Annotated in this window: 16 protein-coding genes; 4 read left to right on the top strand and 12 right to left on the bottom strand. The window is 74.3% G+C overall.

The window, feature by feature from the left end:
- Window positions 1–329: 329 nt before the first annotated feature.
- A complete protein-coding gene (locus ABTY15_RS33085) occupies window positions 330–671 on the bottom strand; it encodes a beta/gamma crystallin domain-containing protein (protein ID WP_350603800.1) in 342 nt (113 codons plus the stop codon).
- 479 nt (window positions 672–1,150) lie between these two features.
- Between ABTY15_RS33085 and ABTY15_RS33090 the strand changes: the two genes are divergently transcribed.
- Window positions 1,151–1,780: a hypothetical protein gene (locus ABTY15_RS33090; RefSeq protein WP_350603804.1), complete on the top strand. Its 630-nt coding sequence runs from the start codon at window positions 1,151–1,153 to the stop codon at window positions 1,778–1,780.
- A 47-nt stretch (window positions 1,781–1,827) separates the two neighbouring features.
- Here ABTY15_RS33090 and ABTY15_RS33095 read toward each other — a convergent pair whose 3' ends face one another.
- From ABTY15_RS33095 to ABTY15_RS33105, 3 genes are all read right to left on the bottom strand, one after another.
- Window positions 1,828–3,333 (bottom strand): coiled-coil domain-containing protein, encoded by a 1,506-nt coding sequence (locus ABTY15_RS33095; RefSeq protein ID WP_350603807.1) that lies wholly within the window; start codon window positions 3,331–3,333, stop codon window positions 1,828–1,830.
- A gap of 277 nt (window positions 3,334–3,610) precedes the next feature.
- Window positions 3,611–6,247, bottom strand: a complete 2,637-nt coding sequence (locus ABTY15_RS33100; protein ID WP_350603811.1) for an SUKH-4 family immunity protein — start codon at window positions 6,245–6,247, stop codon at window positions 3,611–3,613.
- 63 nt (window positions 6,248–6,310) lie between these two features.
- Window positions 6,311–7,312 carry an HNH endonuclease gene (locus tag ABTY15_RS33105; RefSeq protein ID WP_350603816.1) on the bottom strand — a complete coding sequence of 334 codons (1,002 nt, stop codon included), beginning with the start codon at window positions 7,310–7,312 and terminating at the stop codon, window positions 6,311–6,313.
- Window positions 7,313–7,678: 366 nt separating this feature from the next.
- Here ABTY15_RS33105 and ABTY15_RS33110 point away from each other — a divergent pair, with 366 nt between their 5' ends.
- The gene (locus tag ABTY15_RS33110) at window positions 7,679–8,140 is read left to right on the top strand and encodes a YwqJ-related putative deaminase (protein ID WP_350603818.1); all 462 of its coding nucleotides are present in this window, start codon (window positions 7,679–7,681) and stop codon (window positions 8,138–8,140) included.
- 46 nt (window positions 8,141–8,186) lie between these two features.
- Entirely contained in the window at window positions 8,187–8,735 is a 549-nt protein-coding gene (locus ABTY15_RS33115) for an SUKH-3 domain-containing protein (RefSeq protein WP_502893649.1), read from the top strand.
- 20 nt (window positions 8,736–8,755) lie between these two features.
- Here the strand turns inward: ABTY15_RS33115 and ABTY15_RS33120 are convergent, their stop codons facing one another.
- Window positions 8,756–10,024, bottom strand: coding sequence for a sensor histidine kinase (locus ABTY15_RS33120; RefSeq protein WP_350603821.1), 1,269 nt, complete (start codon window positions 10,022–10,024; stop codon window positions 8,756–8,758).
- A gap of 259 nt (window positions 10,025–10,283) precedes the next feature.
- Between ABTY15_RS33120 and ppc the strand changes: the two genes are divergently transcribed.
- Window positions 10,284–13,079, top strand: a complete 2,796-nt coding sequence (ppc, locus tag ABTY15_RS33125) for a phosphoenolpyruvate carboxylase (RefSeq protein ID WP_350603826.1) — start codon at window positions 10,284–10,286, stop codon at window positions 13,077–13,079.
- 67 nt (window positions 13,080–13,146) lie between these two features.
- Here ppc and ABTY15_RS33130 read toward each other — a convergent pair whose 3' ends face one another.
- The 7 genes from ABTY15_RS33130 to glmU form a co-directional block, all read right to left on the bottom strand.
- Window positions 13,147–14,178, bottom strand: coding sequence for a hypothetical protein (locus tag ABTY15_RS33130; RefSeq protein WP_350603828.1), 1,032 nt, complete (start codon window positions 14,176–14,178; stop codon window positions 13,147–13,149).
- Window positions 14,168–14,689, bottom strand: a complete 522-nt coding sequence (locus ABTY15_RS33135) for a SigE family RNA polymerase sigma factor (RefSeq protein WP_350603832.1) — start codon at window positions 14,687–14,689, stop codon at window positions 14,168–14,170. Before ABTY15_RS33135 ends, ABTY15_RS33130 begins: the two co-directional genes overlap by 11 nt.
- A 122-nt stretch (window positions 14,690–14,811) precedes the next feature.
- On the bottom strand, window positions 14,812–15,135 hold the full coding sequence (locus ABTY15_RS33140; protein ID WP_350603834.1) for a hypothetical protein: 324 nt from the start codon (window positions 15,133–15,135) through the stop codon (window positions 14,812–14,814).
- Window positions 15,136–15,269: 134 nt separating this feature from the next.
- Window positions 15,270–15,851: an aminoacyl-tRNA hydrolase gene (pth, locus tag ABTY15_RS33145; RefSeq protein ID WP_350603842.1), complete on the bottom strand. Its 582-nt coding sequence runs from the start codon at window positions 15,849–15,851 to the stop codon at window positions 15,270–15,272.
- A gap of 117 nt (window positions 15,852–15,968) precedes the next feature.
- On the bottom strand, window positions 15,969–16,556 hold the full coding sequence (locus ABTY15_RS33150; RefSeq protein WP_350603844.1) for a 50S ribosomal protein L25/general stress protein Ctc: 588 nt from the start codon (window positions 16,554–16,556) through the stop codon (window positions 15,969–15,971).
- A 284-nt stretch (window positions 16,557–16,840) separates the two neighbouring features.
- Window positions 16,841–17,818 carry a ribose-phosphate diphosphokinase gene (locus ABTY15_RS33155; RefSeq protein WP_350603846.1) on the bottom strand — a complete coding sequence of 326 codons (978 nt, stop codon included), beginning with the start codon at window positions 17,816–17,818 and terminating at the stop codon, window positions 16,841–16,843.
- Window positions 17,819–18,020: 202 nt separating this feature from the next.
- A complete protein-coding gene (glmU, locus tag ABTY15_RS33160; RefSeq protein ID WP_350603848.1) occupies window positions 18,021–19,475 on the bottom strand; it encodes a bifunctional UDP-N-acetylglucosamine diphosphorylase/glucosamine-1-phosphate N-acetyltransferase GlmU in 1,455 nt (484 codons plus the stop codon).
- Window positions 19,476–19,553 lie beyond the last annotated feature (78 nt).

Consider the following 19,553-nt stretch of genomic DNA (forward strand, 5'->3'; position numbering starts at 1 on the left):
CCGGGCGGGGACGAACCACCGGTCGGGCCCGGCTCCGTGATCCGCCACGAACTGGACATACTCCTGTCACTGCCCGTCCATGGAGATCGCGCACCATGGTGAACGTGCCCGCCGCACCCAACCGTGGGGGATGGCTGTGGCGGCACTGTCGCACCCCCGATGGGGGTCGGAGGTGCGAGGCCGGGCGACCCTGGGTGGGGGCGCCCGCCCAAGCGCCGGGAACCGTGGCGCCCTTTCCTGGAGGGCGCCACGGGTCTCGGCCTCACTCCTGTGCGCCCCGCCCCTTCACCCCCGGGCCCCTTCGCGCCGCACCCCTTCGCGCCCGGCGGCTACCAGCGGGAGAGGTTGATGTCGTACATCATCACCTCGTGCCCCTGGTTGCCGTTGAAGTCGTACCGCTCCCAGTTGAAGACGGTCCAGGAGCCGAGCCCGCCGCCCAGGTAGGTGACGACCCGGTTGTCGCCGGCGTCGATGCGGTCGACGTTGTAGATGCGGACGGCCATCCACCCGTCGTTCGCGAAGCAGAGCTGGCCGCTGTAGCCGTAGTTGTACACCTTCGCGAAATCGTTCCGATTTCCGCAGTCGACCCGGTTCACGGCATTTGCCTGGGCCACCGGCAGCAGCGTCGCGGCGGCGGCCGTCAGCGCCGCCAGTACGCCCAGTCGACGCACATTGACATTTCCGTTCCGGCGGTTCGTTCGGGGATTTGCGCGGCGAATCATGAAACCCCTCCATCGGTAGCGGTCGAGACTCCAGAGATTTTCACGGCGGGACAACCCCGGACAGGTGTTTTCCGGCCAAGCCAGGCCCTGGAGAGCGGCTCGGGAACGCGCCGGGCGGCAATGCGCTAGGGTCCGAACACTCTTGCCGCGCTTGAGGATCGGAGCAACGCTTGGCACGCCCCGCGCAATTCGGACGATTCACCGCCATTGCCCTGACGGCCACTCTTTCGGTTTTATCAGCGAGTTGTTCCAGCACCTCCGGGGGCGGCACCGCGGAATCCGCTCCGACCCCGCCGGAGATCATCTCGACGAACGCCCCGGAATCCGGTCGGGGCGGCCTGACCGGACTCCCGCTCTCCGCTTATCGGGCCGATGACGACGGCGCCGTCAAAGAGATTCAGGCCCGGAATGCACTGGTCGTCTCGTGCATGCACCGGGCGGGCTTCACCGCATTCGACTCGGACGGCCTGCAACCCGCGCAGCCGCCGGACAACGCGACCGCGCTGCCGGCCGGGCCCTGGGGGTACCTCGGGACGGAGGCCGCGACCACCCTGGGCTTCCACCCGCCCAAACACACGCTCCCCCGGCCGGACGCCGCCCCGGCCGGCTCCGGCGAGGCCTACGACACCGCCCGGGTGGACTGCGACCGGCAGGCGGCGGAGCGGCTCGGCTCGCCGCAGGGACCGGGCACCGAGCTGGTCGGCCGGCTGTTCCAGGAGTCATTGAAGGCCGCCGGGCAGGACGCCCGGGTGGTGGCGGCCACGAAGGAGTGGGCCGGCTGCATGACGACGGCCGGCTTCGAGGTCACCGGTCCGGAGGCGCTGCCGCAGCGGTTCCAGAGCACCCCGGAGATCACCCCGGCCGAGCTGGCCGCCGCCCGCGCGGACGCCGACTGCACGGCGCGGAGCAACCTGGCCGGCCTCTGGTTCGCCGTCCTCGCCGGGTACCAGCGTCAGCTGATCGACCGCAACGCGGAGGCCCTGACCGCCCAACGGGAGGCGGTCAGGGCCCAGGACGCGAAGCTCACCCGGCTGATCGCGGAGGCGGGCACGTCATAGCGCGGACGGCCGGGGCCTCGGCGCCGCCGGGCTCAGCGATGCCGAGCTCAGCGGCGGCGGTAGGAGACGGTGTTCGGGGTGGCGTAGTCGCTGCCGTCGTCCACGATGACGATCTTCGGGATGATCCGGGTCTCGTCCTCCTGCTGCCCCTCCTCGCTCGCACCGGTCTCGTCGGTCTCGTCGGTCTCGCCGGTCTCCCCGGCCGCTCCGTCGGCCTGCTCGGCGACCGGCTTGGGCGGCGTGGTCGGCTTCGGCGGCACCACGGCCGGCGCGACCGGCCCGGTCACCACCGGAGCGGGCGCGGCACCGCCGGCCTTGCCGGCCGGGCCCGCTGCCTTGCCGCCCTCGCCCTCCGCCTTGCCGCTCGCATCCTCGGCCTTGCCGCTCGCCTCCTCGGCCTTGCCACGCTCGCCGGCCGCCGTGCCGGCCGGGACCTCGGGCCTGCCGACGGTGGGCGGCAGCCGCAGCACCGCCGTCGCCTTGTCCCGTGCCGTCGGCGCGGGAGGCTTGCGCAGGTCGGCCACCGCGATCTCCCCGGTGTCCGCCTCCGAGTCCACCGGCACCGCGTCCACGGCGGCGTCCGCGACGGCATCGGCCACCGCGTCCGCGTCCGGCGCCTTGCCGGCCGGCGCGCCGTCGGCCGGGCCGGCGTCCGCCGGCGCCTCGGGCTCGATCGCGCCGACCGCCGCGCCGGTGAGCGAGGCCAGGGTGCCCTTGATGTGGTCAAGGTGCTTCTGCACCGTCTCCAGCTTGGTGTCGAACTCGCGCTGCTCGCGCTCGCTCTCCGCGTTGATCGCCTCGGCCTCCCGGCGGGCCTGTTCGATCAGCTGGTCCGCCTTGGCCTGGGCGTCGGTCTCCAGCTGCTTGATCCGGCCGAGCACGGTCTCCCGGTGCTGCTCGGCCTCCTTGACCCGGCGCTCGGCGGTCGAGGAGACCTCGGCGTCCTCGGCGTCGGCCCTGGCCTGGGCCTGGGCGAAGGTCTCGTCGGCCTTGCGGCGCCGGTCGGCGAGCTCGGCCTCGGCCTGCTCGCTCGCCTCGGCGGCGGCGACCCGCACCTTGGCGGCGTACGCGGTGGCGGTGTCCCGGGCGGTGCGGCTCTCCCGGTCGGCCTCCGCGCGGGTGCCCTCGGCCTCGGCCCGGGTGCGTTCCTCGGTGCGCCGGGCGGCCTGGTCGGCCTCGGAGCGAGTGGTGGCGGCGTACTCCTTGGCGGTCCGGTCGAGCGCCTGGCCGGCCTCGTAGACCTCGTCCCGCAGGTCCTCGGCGAAGCGCTCGGCCTTCTCGCGGACGGCGCGCGCCTCGTTCTCGGCCATCGCGGCCAGTCCGGCGGCCTGCTCGCTGAGCACCTGGTAGTCGGGGGCCGGGGCGTCCTCGGCGGCCTGGCGGATCTCGGCCAGTCGACCCTCCATCTGACGGATCCCGGCGCCGAGGACGCTCAGCCGTTCCCACGCCTCGTCACGCTGCGCGGTGAGGGCGGCGAGGGCTCGGTCGACCTGCTCGGGCGCGTAACCACGCCGGGCAGCGGTGAAGCCGTACTGGGGGACGGCGTCGCTCATGGGCTCTTCCCCTCGTTTCGCGGGCTGCGGAGCCCATGATCGGTCGGAACGGACGGATCCGGAACCGGTTCGGGAACCGCGGCCGGATTCGATCGTCGGGCGGATCGAAAGCGGATCGAAAAATGTCGAGGACCGGTCGAATAGACCCATCCTCTTGACCTATTTTGCGCTGATCTGGGCGAAACCCCAACGAGGCACAGCCACGGCGGCATGCCGGAGGGGTCGTTCCGGACACCGGAACGACCCCTCCCCACCTGCGAGGATCCGCGACGGTCCGCTACAGCAGACCGTCCCAGAACTGCTCCAGCAGCACGGCCCACCAGGTGTCCGCGTTCTGCAGGGCCGCCGGGTCGATCGCGGCGAGCTGGGCCTGGAAGTCGGTCGTCCAGCGACCGGCCTGGTCCGGCGTCAGCCCGTACCGCAGCCGCCACATCCGGCCCAGCAGGGCCATCGCGCGGACGAACTCCGGTACACCACTGTTGACGAAGCGGGGCGGCTGACCGGTTCCGTCGAGGTCCACGGCGACCACGTGCGCGGTGCCGTACTGGACGCACAGCTGGCGGCCGTAGTCGTTGCCGAGCACCAGGTAGCCGCCGAAGTCCGGGCCCCCCACCAGGCCGCGCTCGGCGGCCAGCTCGGCGAGCGTCGGGATCGGGCGGCCCTCCTGGGCCTGCGCCCAGAAGAACGGCCCGAAGTCGCGCGGCAGCCCGGCCCACATCAGGGTCTGCGCGACCGGCTCGGGCACGCCCTGGCGGGAGACCGCGCGCTGCTCGAAGCGGAACACGTTGGGCCCGAAGGCCGCCTGGAGCTCCTGGGCGAGCTGCTGCGGCGGGATCGGCGGCAGCGCCGGGACGGTACCCGGCGCGGGCAGCGGCACCCGGAACGGGCGGACCCGCTGGGCGCCGGAGGCCAGCTGGTGCAGCTCGTCCAGGTGGTCGAGCAGCTCGGCCATCCCGGCCTGCCGGGATGCGTGGTCGCGACCGTAGGCGGCGGTGTGGGTGAGCCGGACGTTCGGCCAGGACGAGGCGATCATGCGGTGGCAGTAGCCGCCCGGCAGGTCGCAGGACTCCAGCTCGGTGTAGAGCTCCAGCACCTGCTCCGGCGGCACGTTCAGCCGGCGCAGGTCCTGGAGGATCTTCCACTCCGGGTGCGGGGTGCCGGGCTCGCTGCGGTGCAGCAGCTTCTGCTCGGAGCCGTCCGGACCCCGGTAGCTGAGCGCGGCGAAGTAGCCCGGGCCGACCGCGGGCACGCCGGGCGGCACGGCGGCCGCGGCCTGCTGCGGCACCGGCGCCGGCGGGACGGCCCCGGCCGGGGCGCCCGCGTTCGGGTAGCCGTACCCGGCCGCGGGCGCGGCGGGGGCGGCCGGACCGCCGGGCGGCGGCGGGACGGCGGGGCCGCCGGACGGCGGGGTGCCCGGGTCCACCGGGGCCGGACCGCCCAGCAGCGCCGGGTCGATCGCGCTCGCCAGCTGGGTCGCCTCGTACGCCACCCCGGCGCCGGGCGCGGGGGTGCCGCCGGCCGGCGTGCCCGCGGGGGCCAGGGCCTCGCCGCCGCGCAGGCCCGCCGGGGGCGGGGGCGGCGGGGTCGAAGCGGCCGAGCGGCCGCCGGGGCCGGCGCCGGGCGTGCCGGAGCCCGGGGTGTGCCGCAGCTCGGCGGGCGGGGGCGGCGGCGGGGCGGAGCCCGGGTTGCGGCCGAGCGCACCGGGGGCGGCGCCCGGGCCGGACGCACCGCCGGGGCCGCCGCGCAGCGCGGCCGGCGGGGGCGGCGGCGGGGCCGAGCCGGGGCTACGGCCGAGCGCGCCCTGCGGCGCCTCCCCCGCCGCCGGGGCGGCCGGGGTGCCCGGCGCACCGGGCAGGCCGCCGAGACCGGGGACCCCGCCGGGCGGGGCCAGCATGGTGGGCGCGTGGTCCACGCCACCGGCGGCCGGGGTACCGGGCGCACCGGGCAGCCCGTCTAGACCGGGCGCGCCCCCGGGCGGGGCCAGCATGGTCGGCGCGTGCTCCACCCCACCGGCGGCCGGGGCACCCGGCGCACCGGGCAGCCCGTCCAGGCCGGGGAGGCCGCCGGGCGGGGCCAGCAGGGTGGGGGCCGGCTCGGCGGCGGGCGCGGGGGCGCCGGCGCCGGGCGGCGGGACCTGGGGCAGGCCGGGGCCGCCGCCGGTCGGCGGCATCAGCATGGTCGCGGCCTCGGCCCCGGACGGCGCGGGCGCCTCGGGCCGGTCGGAGCCGGTGATCCGCAGGCCCTCGGGCATCAGGACGGTCGCCGCCTCGGCGCCGACCGGCGCGGCCGGTGCCGGGAGCGGCGGGGCCGACTGCACCTGCGGCGGTACGACGGGCTCCCCGTGACCGGGCGGCGGCGCGAGCATGGTCGGCGCGTCCCCGGCGGGGCGGTCGGAGACCGGCGGCTCGGTCAGCACGGCCGGCGCCGGCGGCACCGGGGCGGGCGCGGGCGCAGGCGCCGGGGCGGGCGCGGGCACCGGGGCGGGCTCGGGAGCCGACGCACCCCCCAGCCGCTCCGCCTCGGCCGCGAGCGCCGCCGCGCCCGCCTCCTGCAACCACTGCGGCGGGCTGAGCAGGAAGGACGTCGCCTCGACCGGCCCCGGTGCGGGCTTGGCCGCCCCGGCCGGGTTGGCCGCGACCGGCCGCCCGTACACCTCCTCGTACTGCCGGACCACCTCGTTGACGGGCAGCGCGGGCCAGAGCGTGCTGGCGCCGGAGTCCCGGGCGATCACCAGCCGCGCCTCACCGGCCGAGCCGTCCGACCCGGCGCCACCGGCCGGATCGGCGGGCTGCACCGCCCAGCAGACGAAGCCCAGGTCGAACTCGCGGACCCGCACCTCGCGCTGCTGCGACCGCGGCACCCCGCCGTTGATCCACTCCTCGGCGAGCTCCTGCGCCTGCGCGTACGTCACCACGCCCGGTTCACCCCTGTCCCCTTCGTCCCCGCTCGTTCCAACTCCGCCGTCCCCACGGGCACGTCAGCCCACCGGGACGGCCCGGGCGAACCCGCCGTCCACCATCAGCTCCGCGACCGTCTCCAGCTCCGGCGGGCTGCCGGCCAGCCGGAGCAGGAAGGCGTCGAAGTCCTCGCCGCAGGGCAGCAGCAGCCGCGCGCAGCGGTCCTCCGGGGCCTCCGGGGCACCGGAGTCGCGGGCGTCGTCGTACAGGTGGAACCAGACCGAGCCGATCCGGTCGCCGCGCACCTTGAGCGCGACGAGTCCGCCCTGCGCGTACGCGATGCCCAGGTAGTCCTTGGTGAGGTGGTCGCGCAGGCACTTGTTGGCGTACACGACGTCCTCGGTGCCGTACTCCTCGCTGAGGGTCAGGAAGGGCTGGTCGAGCAGCATGCCGAGCTCGGTGTCCAGCGCGACGCCGACCGGGGCGCGGCCGCCGCCCAGCTTGAGGAAGGTCCGGTAGGCGCCGGGCAGCCGGTAGCCGAGGCGCTCCTCGGCGCGCTGCACCAGGTCCTCGGGGACGCCGATCGGGTCGCCGCCGTCCTTGGCCAGCGAGAAGTGCACCGGCCGCCGCTCCTGGAGCGGGCGGGTGCCGCGGCGGTTGTGGTCGGCGGAGGAGGTGGCCAGGCCGCCGTGGTGCCGCAGCAGCGCCTTGACCTCGACCGGGACGAGCTCCATCCGGCGCCAGCCGGGCGCGGCCCGGCCGACCGCGTGGTGCCAGGTCCAGCCGGGCGGGGTGGCGACGGCGGTCTCCAGGTCGGCCCAGAGCGGGTGGCCCTGGGTGAACAGCGCGGCATTGGCCGAGACGTAGTCGGTCAGCCGGAGCTCGTCGACGCCGAAGCCCTCCGGCGGGTCGGCGACCTCGGCCGCCGCGGCGGCGTACGGGCCGAAGTCCGGGAAGCCGTACTCGTCCACCCGGACCCCGCCGGGGTGTCGCTCCGCGCGGACCGGATCCGGGAACTGCACCACCTGACCTGCGTACGCCGCGTTCGGTGCGGCGGCGACGCCGGGCCGACCTGTCGTCATCTGGGAGCCCCCACTGGCTGCTGCAAATTCTCGGTGCGCTTGCTGGACACCAGGGTAGGGGGTCGCCCCCGGCGCCGGACCCCCGCCCGGAGGACCGGGGACGGCTCCAACCACAACGGAACCGGGCGGCCGCCGGAACGGTACCGGCCGCGCCGCGCACCTGGGCCGGATTCAGGAAATCATTGGACAAGTCATGACGGAGCCGTGCGGATTCGGCCAGGATCGGGTGACCGTCCGACACCTCCCCCACAACCGTCGCCCACCCCCGCACCCCGGTTGTACGGATGTCGGTGTCGTTTGACAGGCTTGCCCCGGACCGGCCCCCGCCGGTCCGTCCGTCAGCGGGAACGAGGAGGAGGACGACGCATGACCACCGGTGAGCCGGCGGGCCCGCCCGTGCTGCGCCACCACCGCGACAGCCTGCTGCCCGCCGTCGCCGCCGCGCTGTCGCTCAAGGGCGGCGAGGTGCACACCCTGGCCGGGGACAAGGACGCCCGGCGCCCGGTCCTGCACCCACTGGTCGGCGACTTCCTGGACACCCTGCCGGTCGAGGCACGGGAACGGTTCACCGGCCGCTGCCCGGAGGCCGTCCTGCTCTCCCAGTACCTGACCACGGTCGACGGCAGGCGCTCCAAGCGCGCCGCCCGCAAGCCGATGAGCCTCAACGAGGCGCGCAAGGCGCTCAAGGGCTCCCGGATGACCACCGTCCGGATCCGCGAGGAGGACGATCCGGCGCACGGCACCCACGCCCCGCCGTGCCGCTCCTGCGTCCCGATGCTGGAGCACTTCACCGTGCAGAGCGTCGCCGTCGGGCCGCCCGCGCGCTGACCGGCCGCCCCTCGTACGCCCCTGTCCCCGTCCCCTGGAGCCCGTCCTGAATCCGCCCAGCCCGCCCCCGCCCCCGCCGGCCACCCTCGCCGCCGGCACCACCGGGCGGACCCGCCCGCGCTTCCCCGCCGACGTCGCCGCCGAGCTCAAGGCGGCCGGCTGGCACCCCGGCCGCTGGCAGATCCAGCAGGCCGAGGAGTGGGCCGACGCCCTGGTCGCGCACGGCGGAGGGGTGCCCGTCCCGCACGCGGTGTTCCCGGCGGCGGTGGAGGCCTGGGCCGAGTTCGGCGGTCTCGCCTTCGACCTGGCGGGCCCGGGCCGCCAGGTGGCCCGCACCCCGTTCCTGATCGACCCGCTGTGCGGGCTGCACCAGCCGCGCACCCTGGCCGACCTCGGCCGCGCCCTGGACACCCGGCTCGCCCCGCTCGGCGAGGAGGCGTACGGCCAGGCACTGCTCGCGATCGACGAGGAGGGCCGCGTCTACAGCCTGGACCACACCGGCGAGTGGTTCCTCGGCCACGGCATCGACCAGGCGATCGCCACCCTGGTCCTGGGCACCGCCCCGGAACGGCTGCGCACCGCCGACGAGCACTGACCCGGCTCCCGGAGCGCGTCCTACCGCAGCGGGTCGGCCCGCACCGCCAGCCGGGACGGCAGCACCGCCTCGACCCGGAACCCGCCGTCCGCCTCCGGACCGGCCGAGAAGGTGCCGCCCAGCGCGACCACCCGCTCCCGCATCCCGACCAGCCCGTTGCCGCCGCTGGGCAGCTTCGCCGCGCCCCGCTCGCCGCCCGGGCAGGCGTTCACCACGCTCACCCGCACCCCGTTCGGCGCGTACGCGAGCAGGACGGACACCTGGGCGCCGCCCGCGTGCTTGTGCGCGTTGGTCAGGCCCTCCTGGACGACCCGGTAGGCGGTCTGCTCGGCCTCGGCGGTGAACTCCTGCCGGCCGCCGCTGACGGTCAGCGTCACCGCCATGCCGGCCGCCCGGGACTGGTCGACCAGCCGGGGCAGCACGGTCAGCGAGTCCGGCTCGGCCGGCCGCTCGTCGTCCATCCGCAGCACGCCCAGGATCTCGCGCAGTTCGTTGAGCGCCTGCCGGCCGACCTCGCCCATCAGCTTGGCGCTCTGCGCGGCCCGCTCCGGGTCCTTGCCGGCGATCCGCTCCAGCGCCCCGGCGTGCACCACCATCAGCGACACCCGGTGCGCGACCACGTCGTGCATCTCCCGGGCGATCCGGGTCCGCTCCTCCAACCGGGCCCGGCGGGCCCGCTCCTGGGCCTGTTCGGCCAGCAGGTCCAGCTCGGCCTCCAGGCCGTGCGCGCGGTCCTTGAGCGACTCGATCAGCCGCCGCCGCGCGCCCACGTACAGACCGGTCACCACCGGCGGGACGGTCAGGCCGACCGCCACCAGCACGGATATCAACACCTGGCCCCAGAGCGGCGGTTGTTCCACCGTCGGGTCGCCGGGGGTAAGCATCGACACCATCATCACGGCGACGGCCTCGGCGAAGGCCAGCGCGGACAGCGAGACCACCCGCCAGCGCCGCGAGGGCCACTCCCAGGTCTCCGCGAGCGTGTACAGCGACACCACCAGCAGCAGCACGCCCAGCATCCCGGGCATCGCCACCAGGGTCACCAGCACCGGCACGGCCGGCCAGCGGCGGCGCAGCACCAGCGAACCGCCCGCCACCGCGCCGAGCAGCGCGATCCCGGCCACCCCCGCGGTGCCCAGCTGCACCCGGGCGCCCAGGAAGGAGATCGTGCTGAAGGCGCACTCCAGCGCCGCGAGCACCGCCAGCCCGATGTCCAGGAAGGCACTGCGCGGCCGCTTCCACCACCAGAACGACCGGACGTGCGCGCGCTCCCCAGGCGACTTGCTCATGACGGACAGCCTAAGCGGCAACCCCCTCCCCTCCCCACCGGGATTGCGGTTCACACCCCCCGGAACTCCCAAGTGGTCCAGACCACAGGGAGTCCCCGGTGATCATGTCCGCCATCCGGCCACATCGCGGACAGCGACCGCCCCGACACCTATGCTGGTCGCGACGGACAGCGCGGTCCGCAAGTGTCACACCCGCCTCACGCGGGCGGACCTGTGACGATGAGCCGTTGCCGAACCCCACCACCACAGGGAGCCAGCCGTGACCGCTCCGGTCCCCAACCCGGCGGACAGCCCCACTGCCATCGCCGACAACGCCGCCCTGCGCGCGGACATCCGCCGCCTCGGCGACCTGCTCGGCGAGACACTGGTCCGCCAGGAGGGCCCCCAGCTGCTGGGCCTGGTCGAACAGGTCCGCCTGCTCAGCCGCACCGACGGCGAGGCCACCGCCGAACTCCTCTCCGACATCGACCTGGAGACCGCCGCCAAGCTGGTCCGCGCCTTCTCCACGTACTTCCACCTCGCCAACGTCACCGAGCAGGTGCACCGCGGCCGCGAGCTCGCCACCCGCCGTGCCCGGGAAGGCTCCCTGCTCGCCCAGACCGCCGACCAGCTCGCCGAGGCCGACCCCAAGCACCTCGCGGACACCCTCGCCCACCTGGCGGTCCGTCCGGTCTTCACCGCGCACCCCACCGAGGCCGCCCGCCGCAGCGTCCTCAACAAGCTGCGCCGGATCGGCGAACTCCTCGACCGCATCCACCGCGAGGAGATCGCCGCCGGCCTCTCCCACGCCGACCCGGCCCGCACCAGCAGCGCCCGCCGCCAGGCCGACCGCCGCCTCGCCGAGGTCATCGACCTGCTCTGGCAGACCGACGAACTGCGCATCGCCCGCCCCGAACCCACCGACGAGGCCCGCAACGCCGTCTACTACCTGGACGAGCTCTACCGCGAGGCCGTCCCCGAGGTGCTGGAGGAGCTGCACGAGGAACTCGCCCGGGTCGGCCTGGGCCTGCCCGAGGGCGTGCGCCCGCTCACCTTCGGCACCTGGATCGGCGGCGACCGCGACGGCAACCCCAACGTCACCCCGCAGGTCACCTGGGACGTCCTCAACCTCCAGCACGAGTACGGCATCAAGGACGCCCTCGACGCCGTCGACGACCTGCGCAACACCCTCTCCACCTCCGAGCGGCTCGCCGGCGCCTCCGTCGACCTGCTCGCCTCGCTCAACACCGACCTGCACCGGCTCCCCGAACTCAGCCCCCGCTACAAGCGGATGAACGCCGAGGAGCCGTACCGCCTCAAGGCCACCTGCGTCCGGCTCAAGCTGGAGAACACCCGCGAACGCCTCGCCCAGGGCACCCCGCACATCGAGGGCCGCGACTACCTCGGCACCCGCGAACTCCTCGCCGACCTGCGGCTCATCCAGGACTCGCTGCGCGCCCACCGCGGCGAACTCATCGCCGACGGCCGGCTGGCCCGCGCCGTCCGCACCATCGAGGCCTTCGGCCTCCAGCTCGCCACCATGGACGTCCGCGAGCACGCCGAGGCCCACCACCACGCTCTCGGCCAGCTCTTCGACCGGCTCGGCGAGGAGGCCTGGCGCTACGCCGACATGCCGCGCGAGTACCGGCAGCGACTGCTCGCCAAGGAGCTCCGCTCGCGCCGCCCGCTCGCCCCCACCCCGGCCCCGCTCGACGCCGCCGGCACCAAGACCCTCGGCGTCTTCAGCACCATCCGCGAGGGCTTCGAGCGCTTCGGCGACGAGATCGTCGAGAGCTACATCATCTCCATGTGCCAGGGCGCCGACGACGTCTTCGCCGCCACCGTCCTGGCCCGCGAGGCCGGCCTGATCGACCTGCACGCCGGCATCGCCAAGATCGGCATCGTGCCGCTGCTGGAGACCACCGAGGAGCTCCAGAAGGCCGACCGCATCCTCGACGACATGCTCTCCGACCCGTCCTACCGCCTGCTCGTCTCGCTGCGCGGCGACGTCCAGGAGGTCATGCTCGGCTACTCGGACTCCTCCAAGTTCGGCGGCATCACCACCTCCCAGTGGGAGATCCACCGCGCCCAGCGCCGACTGCGCGACGTCGCCCACCGCTACGGCATCCGGCTGCGCCTCTTCCACGGCCGCGGCGGCACCGTCGGCCGCGGCGGCGGCCCCTCCCACGAGGCCATCCTGGCCCAGCCCTGGGGCACCCTGGAGGGCGAGATCAAGGTCACCGAGCAGGGCGAGGTCATCTCCGACAAGTACCTGCTGCCCTCCCTCGCCCGGGAGAACCTCGAACTGACCCTGTCCGCCACCCTCTCCGCCTCCGCGCTGCACACCGCCCCGCGCCAGGCCCCCGAGGAACTGGCCCGCTGGGACGCCGCGATGGACCAGGTCTCCGAGGCCGCCCACACCGCCTACCGCGCCCTGGTCGAACAGGACGACCTGCCGAAGTACTTCTTCGCCGCCACCCCGGTCGACCAGCTCGCCTCGCTGCACCTGGGCTCCCGCCCGTCCCGCCGCCCCGACTCCGGCGCCGGCCTCGACGGCCTGCGCGCCATCCCGTGGGTCTTCGGCTGGACGCAGTCCCGCCAGATCGTCCCCGGCTGGTACGGCGTCGGCTCCGGCCTCGCCGCCGCCCGCGCGGCCGGCCTCGGCGACGTGCTGGACGAGATGCACGGCCAGTGGCACTTCTTCCGCAACTTCCTGTCCAACGTCGCCATGACGCTGGCCAAGACCGACCTGCGGATCGCCCGCCACTACGTCGAACAGCTGGTGCCCGCCAAGCTGCACCACATCTTCGACCAGATCGTCGCCGAGCACGAGCTCACCCTGCGCGAGGTGCTCCGGCTCACCGGCGAGAGCGAACTGCTGGAGCACAACCCGGTGCTGAAGCAGACCTTCACCGTCCGCGACGCCTACCTCGACCCGATCTCCTACCTCCAGGTCGCGCTGCTGCGCCGCCAGCGCGAGGAGGTCGGGGCCGGCCGCCACGAGGACCCGCTGCGCGCCCGCGCGCTGCTGCTCACCGTCAACGGCATCGCCGCCGGCCTGCGCAACACCGGCTGACGACGGGCACGCGAAGGGGCCGACGGCGCACCGCCGTCGGCCCCTTCGCGTACGCCCACCCGGGCGGCTAGCGCACCTCGACCACCTTCGGGCCGTACCTGGCCTTGATCTCCGCCCCGGCGGACTCCCACTGCGGGCAGTCGACCACCACGCCGGCGCCGTCGTTGGCGACCGAGACGAACCGGATCTCCACCCCCTTGGCCTGCCAGGAGCCGGAGTCCGCGCGGATCCGGTCGGCGAGCGCCTGGAGTTCGGTCCGCGAGCCGACCGCGTCGACGAACTGCAGCCGCACCGACGGCCGGTCCCCCAGCGCCTGGGTGGCGGCGGCGTCCAGGCCGGTGCCGGGGAGCCGGATCAGGTAGACGGTGGCGGTGGCGGAGTCGAAGCAGGTGCCGAAGTAGACGTCCGGGAAGTGGTCCCCCGCCGCGGCGACGCTGTTGGCCTCCCGGACCACCTCCTGGTGCCGCAACTGGGCCTCGGAGAGCGGCGACGGCGACCCGGAGAAGCTGGTGGGCCCGGTCCTCGGCAAGGTCCCACCGGTGAACGTCATCCCCGAGGACGGCACGCCGGACGACGGCAGCCCCGACGGGACGCCGGTGAACGGCCCCCCGGACGACGGCAGCCCCGACGACGGCCCTCCCGACGACGGCAGCCCCGACGGGGGGAAGCCCGACGACGGCAGCCCCGAGGCGAGCCAGGACGGCGTCCCCGTCCACGTCGGCCGGGCCGTGGGCGGGTGGAACCCCGGCGTCCGCAGCGCCGTCGGCCCGTTGGTGCAGGACAGCACCAGCCGGCCGACCCCGCCCCCGCCCCACGGGCCCGACGACGGGCTCGTCGCCCCCGGCCCGCCCGTCGGGATCCCCACCGGGTGCGCCGCCTCGGCGGTCCCCCCGCCCCCGCCCAGCTGGGTGAGCGCCCCCACGCCCAGCGCCAGCGCGGCCGCCGCCGCGACCCCCCGCACCACGGTCAGCCGCCGCGCCCGCCGCCGCCCGGCCTCCCGCAGCCCGGCCAGCGGCGGCCGGGCGTCCACCGCGCCGGCCCGCGCACCGAGCCGGACGACCAGCTCCTCCTCGAACCCGTCCTGCCCCTCAGCCGCCATGCCCCACCATCTCCCTCGTCGGTGCCAGCTCCTGACGAAGCGCCCGCATCGCCCGGGCCAGGTGCGTCTTCGCCGTGGTCTCCGAGCAGCCGAGCTCCTGCGCGACCCGCGCCACCGGCAGGTCGACGTAGTACCGCAGCACCACCACCGCCCGCTGCCGGGGCGGCAGCGCCCGCAGCGCCCCCGCCAACCGCTCGTCCCGCTCGACCACCGGCTCCCCCGGGCCGTCCGGCAGCTCCGGGGTGAGCACCTCCCGCCGGGTCCGCCGCCACCGCGAGACGTGGGTGCGCACCATCGCCGTCCGCACGTACCCCTCGGCCGCGCCCGGGTCCCGGATCGTCGACCGCTTCGGGTACACCCGCGCCAACGCGTCGTGCAGCAGGTCCCGGGCGTCGTGGACGTCCCCGGTGATCAGGTACGCCCCGCGCAACAGGGCCTGGTACCGCGCCGCGACGAACTCGTCGAACGGATCACCGTCGACACCCCCCGGGCGCATCGATTCGCGCTTCATACCAACAGGACGCACCACCCTCCGGAAACGGATGACACCGGCCGGGAACAACACGGAGGGCCGGCGCCCACCACCGTGGACACCGGCCCTCAGCCGTCGTTCATAGGGCCTCCGGGAAGCCCTTACTCGCCGGTCCGGCCCGCGCGGTGGCGCCGCACCCACAGGGCCGCGCCGCCGGCCGCGACCACCAGGCCGCCGCCGACCGCCAGCAGCCCCGCGTCCGGGCCGACCGAGTCGCCCAGCACCGGCGCGAACTGCGCGGCCGCCGGCTCCGGGGCCGCCGTCGGGTCCGAATCCGCCACCGGGTCGGCGTGCGCCACCGCACCGCCCGAGAGCAGCACCCCGGCCGCCCCCAGCGCACCGGCCGTACCGACCCGTCGTCCGAGCTGCTTCAGCCGGACCACCCGGAGCCGCCGCAGACGGCGGACCGGACGCAAACTCCGCATCGAGAACTCCCCAGGACTCGCTCGCGTACCGGGCCGACGCTATCCGATCCCGCACAGGGTTCTCACATGGATTCAGGTTTGGACGCCCAAGCGTTGTACGACTGTTGCGCGCCCGCCCCGACCGTGACGGTCCGTCAGGAGTTGTACGTGCCCTGGGCTCGCTCCAGCCCCTCCGACAGCAGCGCCTCCACCGCGTCCGCCGAGCGGTCCACGAACCACTCCAGCTCCTTGCGCTCGGCGCCGGAGAAGTCCTTCAGCACGAAGTCCGCGACCTCCATCCGGCCCGGCGGCCGGCCGATCCCGCAGCGCACCCGGTGGTAGTCCGGCCCCAGCGACTTGGTGATCGACTTCAGCCCGTTGTGGCCGTTGTCCCCGCCGCCCAGCTTCAGCCGCAGCGTCGCGTAGTCGATGTCCAGCTCGTCGTGGACCGCGACCACCGCCGAGGCGGGCACCTTGTAGAAGTCCCGCAGCGCCGTCACCGGGCCGCCGGACAGGTTCATGAACGACATCGGCTTGGCCAGCACCACCCGGCGGCCCGCCAGCCGTCCCTCGGCCACCTGCGCCCGGCTCTTGTGCGCCTTGAACTTCGCACCCATCCGCTGCGCCAGCAGGTCCACCACCATGAACCCGATGTTGTGCCGGTTCCGGGCGTACTGCTCACCCGGGTTCCCCAGCCCCACCACCAGCCACGGCCCCTCGTACGCCTCGTCGGCCATCGCCCCGCTCCTCCTCGTCCTCGCGGTCAACGTCATCTTCCCGGACACACCGCTGCCCCGGTCGCTCCAGCACGGGAGCGACCGGGGCAGCGGTCCTGATCAGCTACGGCGTGAGGCTCAGGCCTCGGCGCCCTCGGCCTCGGCGGCCTCCTCCTCGACCGGGGCGGCCTGGGCGGCGATGACCTGAAGCACGACGGCGTCGGCCTCGACGGCCAGGGCGACGCCGGCCGGCAGGGTGATGTCCTTGGCGTGGACGGAGGCACCGGCCTCCAGGCCCTCGACCGAGACGGTGACGGCCTCGGGCAGGTGGGTGGCCTCGGCCTCGATCGGCAGGGCCTGGAGGACGTGCTCCAGCAGGTTGCCGCCCGGGGCCAGCTCGCCCTCGGTGTGCACCGGAACCTCGACGGTGACCTTCTCGCCGCGCTTCACCAGCAGCAGGTCGACGTGCTCGATGTCGCGCTTGATGGCCTCGCGCTGGACGGCCTTCGGCAGCACGTACTCGTCCTTGCCGTCGATCGGCACGACCAGCAGGGCGTTCGGGGTCTTGAGGGCCATCATCAGGTCGTGGCCGGGCAGGTTCAGGTGAACCGGGGCGTGGCCGTGGCCGTAGACGACACCGGGGACGAAACCGGCACGACGGGCGCGGCGGGCGGCACCCTTGCCGAACTCGGTACGGGTCTCAGCGGCAAGGCGGATCTCGGACACGACTGCACTCCTCGTGGAAACTGGCGCGGGGGTGCAGGCAACGCGAAAAACCGCCGGGACCACACCCTCAGTACGTTCGGGGGTCACTCGGCGGTAAACGGCCTCTGCCGGCGGACGGGAATCCGGCACCGGCAGCGCGTCGATCACGGAACCGGCGCCCGGCAAGCAGGCACACGGCATCCCTCGCCGAGCAGTTTCACGAGTCTAACCGCAACTGCGGCCTCCCGCGAAATCGGCGGCGGCCCCGGTCCGCACCGGACCGGGGCCGCCGCCGTCGGGCTTCGTCAGTGCACGCCCTCGAACAGGCTCGTGACCGAACCCTCCTCGAACACCTCGCGGATCGCCGCGGCGATCGACGGGGCGATGGACAGCGTGGTGATCTTGTCCAGCTGAAGCTGCGCCGGGGTGGGCAGCGTGTTGGTGAACACGAACTCGCTGACCCGCGAGTTCTTCAGCCGGTCCGCCGCCGGGCCGGACAGCACACCGTGGGTGGCCGCCACCAGGACGTCCGCCGCACCGTTCTCGAACAGCGCGTCGGCCGCGGCGCAGATCGTGCCGGCGGTGTCGATCATGTCGTCGACCAGGACGCAGACCCGGTCCTGGACGTCACCGACGACCTCGGCGGACAGGATCGTGTTCGCCTGAGTCATGTCGCGGCGCTTGTGGATGATCGCCAGCGGCGCGTCCAGCCGGTCGCACCACTGGTCGGCCACCTTCACCCGGCCGGCGTCCGGCGAGACGATGGTCAGCTTCGCGCGGTCGACCCGCCCGCCGACGTAGTCCGCCAGCAGCGGCAGCGCGAACAGGTGGTCCACCGGGCCGTCGAAGAAGCCCTGGATCTGCGCGGTGTGCAGGTCCACGGCCATCAGCCGGTCGGCACCCGCCTGGCGCAGCAGGTCGGCGACCAGACGGGCCGAGATCGGCTCGCGGCCCAGGTGCTTCTTGTCCTGCCGGGCGTACCCGTAGAACGGCAGGATCGCGGTGATGCTCCGCGCGGAGGCCCGCTTCAGAGCATCGATCATGATCAGCTGCTCCATGATCCACTGGTTGATGGGAGCCGTGTGGCTCTGCATCACGAAGCAGTCCGCGCCGCGCGCCGACTCCAGGAAGCGGACGTAGATCTCGCCGTTCGCGAAGTCCAGGGCCTTGGTCGGGACCAGCTCGGTCCCCAGGGACTCGGCCACCTCCCTCGCCAGCTCCGGGTGGGCACGGCCGGAGAAGAGCTTCAGCTTCTTCTCACCCGACGTCGTGATCCCGCTCACTGCACCGTCTCCTCGCGTTGCGGACGCTGAACCCGTCCACCTCACACGGGCAGGCGCAGCCCGCACGCAAGATGGGGTCGGGGAATGGTCGTGCGCCTGGACACGGGCGGTAAGCCCAGCGGCGCACGTATGTCCCCAAGGTTACGCGCCCGTGCGGAAAGCGTCCGCCCCGGGACCGCCCCTCGGACTCCCGCCCGCCCCGTCAGGCCTCCGCGGCCCCGTCCGTCGCAGCCTGCGCGGCCTGCGCCGATGCGGTCCCGGGGCGCTTGCGCTCCACCCAGCCCTCGATGTTGCGCTGCTGCGCCCGGCTCACGCCGAGCGCGCCCGGCGGGACGTCGGAGGTGATCACCGAGCCGGCCGCGGTGTAGGCGCCGTCACCGACGGTGACGGGGGCGATGAACATGTTGTCCGAGCCCGTGCGGCAGTGCGCTCCGATCACGGTGCGGTGCTTGTTCACGCCGTCGTAGTTCACGGTGACGGAGGCCGCGCCGACGTTGGTGCCCTCGCCGATGGTGGCGTCCCCGATGTAGGACAGGTGCGGCACCTTGGCGCCCTCGCCCAGCTCGGAGTTCTTCACCTCGACGTAGGTGCCGACCTTCGCCTTGCGGGCCAGCTTCGCCCCCGGTCGCAGGTAGGCGTACGGGCCGGCGGTGGCCAGCTCGCCCACCTCGGCGCGGTCCGCCGTGGTGTTGCTCACACGGGCGCCGGCGCCGACCAGGGTGTCGGTCAGGGTCGAGTTCGGGCCGACCTCGCAGCCCTCGCCCAGGTGGGTGGCACCCTGGAGCTGGGTGTTCGGCAGCACCACGGCGTCCGGCTCGTACGTCACCTGCACGTCGAACCAGGTGGTCGCCGGGTCCACCACGGTGACGCCCGCGCGCATCGCCCGCTCCAGCAGGCGGTCGTTCAGCAGTCGGCGGGCCTGCGCCAGCTGCACCCGGTCGTTGATGCCGAGGATGTCCCGGTGGTCCTCGGCGACCACGGCGCCCACCCGGTGGCCCGCGGTGCGCAGGATCTCCAGGGTGTCGGTCAGGTACTCCTCGCCCTGCGAGTTGTCGGTGGTGAGCTCGGCCAGCGCCTCGGTCAGCAGCTTCGCGTCGAAGGCGAAGACTCCCGAGTTGATCTCGGCGATGGTGCGCTGGGTGTCGGTGGCGTCCCGCTCCTCGACGATCGAGGCGACCGTGCCGTCCTCGTCGCGCAGGATCCGGCCGTAGCCGAAGGGCTCGGGGACGACCGCGGTCAGCACGGTGACCCCGTTGCTCTGGTCCTCGTGCGCCTTCGCCAGGCGGCGCAGCGTCTCCCCGGTCAGCAGCGGGGAGTCCCCGGCGGTGACGATCACCGTGCCGTCCAGCACGACGCCGTCGGCGGCCAGTGCCTCCAGCGCCGTCCGGACCGCGTGCCCCGTACCGTTCTGCTCGTGCTGCACCACCGGACGCACCACCGGGTAGTGCGCCGCCAGGTGCTCCTCGACCTGCTCCCGCTGGTGCCCGACCACGACCACCAGCTGCCCCGGCGTCAGCTCCCCGGCCGCCGACACCGCGTGCCCCACCAGCGATCGCCCGCAGACCTCGTGCAGCACCTTGGGCAGCGCGTTCGACTTCATCCGAGTCCCGCCACCGGCGGCAAGCACGACAACGGCGGCAAGCGAATTGGCACCCATGCGGGGAGGCTCCTCAGTCGGTTCACAGAGAGGGCAGAGCGGCCAGGGCGTGGATCCGCACACGTGCCCCGGCGATTC

It is taken from the genome of Kitasatospora sp. NPDC097643, from assembly GCF_040302625.1.
GTDB lineage: Bacteria > Actinomycetota > Actinomycetes > Streptomycetales > Streptomycetaceae > Kitasatospora.

Excerpts from the sequence above, each read along its gene's own strand:
- ABTY15_RS33090 (WP_350603804.1), top strand. The coding sequence starts at position 1,151 with ATGCACCGGGCGGGCTTCACCGCATTCGACTCGGACGGCCTGCAACCC.
- ABTY15_RS33095 (WP_350603807.1), bottom strand. The coding sequence starts at position 3,333 with ATGAGCGACGCCGTCCCCCAGTACGGCTTCACCGCTGCCCGGCGTGGT.
- ABTY15_RS33105 (WP_350603816.1), bottom strand. The coding sequence starts at position 7,312 with ATGACGACAGGTCGGCCCGGCGTCGCCGCCGCACCGAACGCGGCGTAC.
- ABTY15_RS33110 (WP_350603818.1), top strand. The coding sequence starts at position 7,679 with ATGACCACCGGTGAGCCGGCGGGCCCGCCCGTGCTGCGCCACCACCGC.
- ABTY15_RS33120 (WP_350603821.1), bottom strand. The coding sequence starts at position 10,024 with ATGAGCAAGTCGCCTGGGGAGCGCGCGCACGTCCGGTCGTTCTGGTGG.
- ABTY15_RS33130 (WP_350603828.1), bottom strand. The coding sequence starts at position 14,178 with ATGGCGGCTGAGGGGCAGGACGGGTTCGAGGAGGAGCTGGTCGTCCGG.
- ABTY15_RS33135 (WP_350603832.1), bottom strand. The coding sequence starts at position 14,689 with ATGAAGCGCGAATCGATGCGCCCGGGGGGTGTCGACGGTGATCCGTTC.
- ABTY15_RS33140 (WP_350603834.1), bottom strand. The coding sequence starts at position 15,135 with ATGCGGAGTTTGCGTCCGGTCCGCCGTCTGCGGCGGCTCCGGGTGGTC.
- pth (WP_350603842.1), bottom strand. The coding sequence starts at position 15,851 with ATGGCCGACGAGGCGTACGAGGGGCCGTGGCTGGTGGTGGGGCTGGGG.
- glmU (WP_350603848.1), bottom strand. The coding sequence starts at position 19,475 with ATGGGTGCCAATTCGCTTGCCGCCGTTGTCGTGCTTGCCGCCGGTGGC.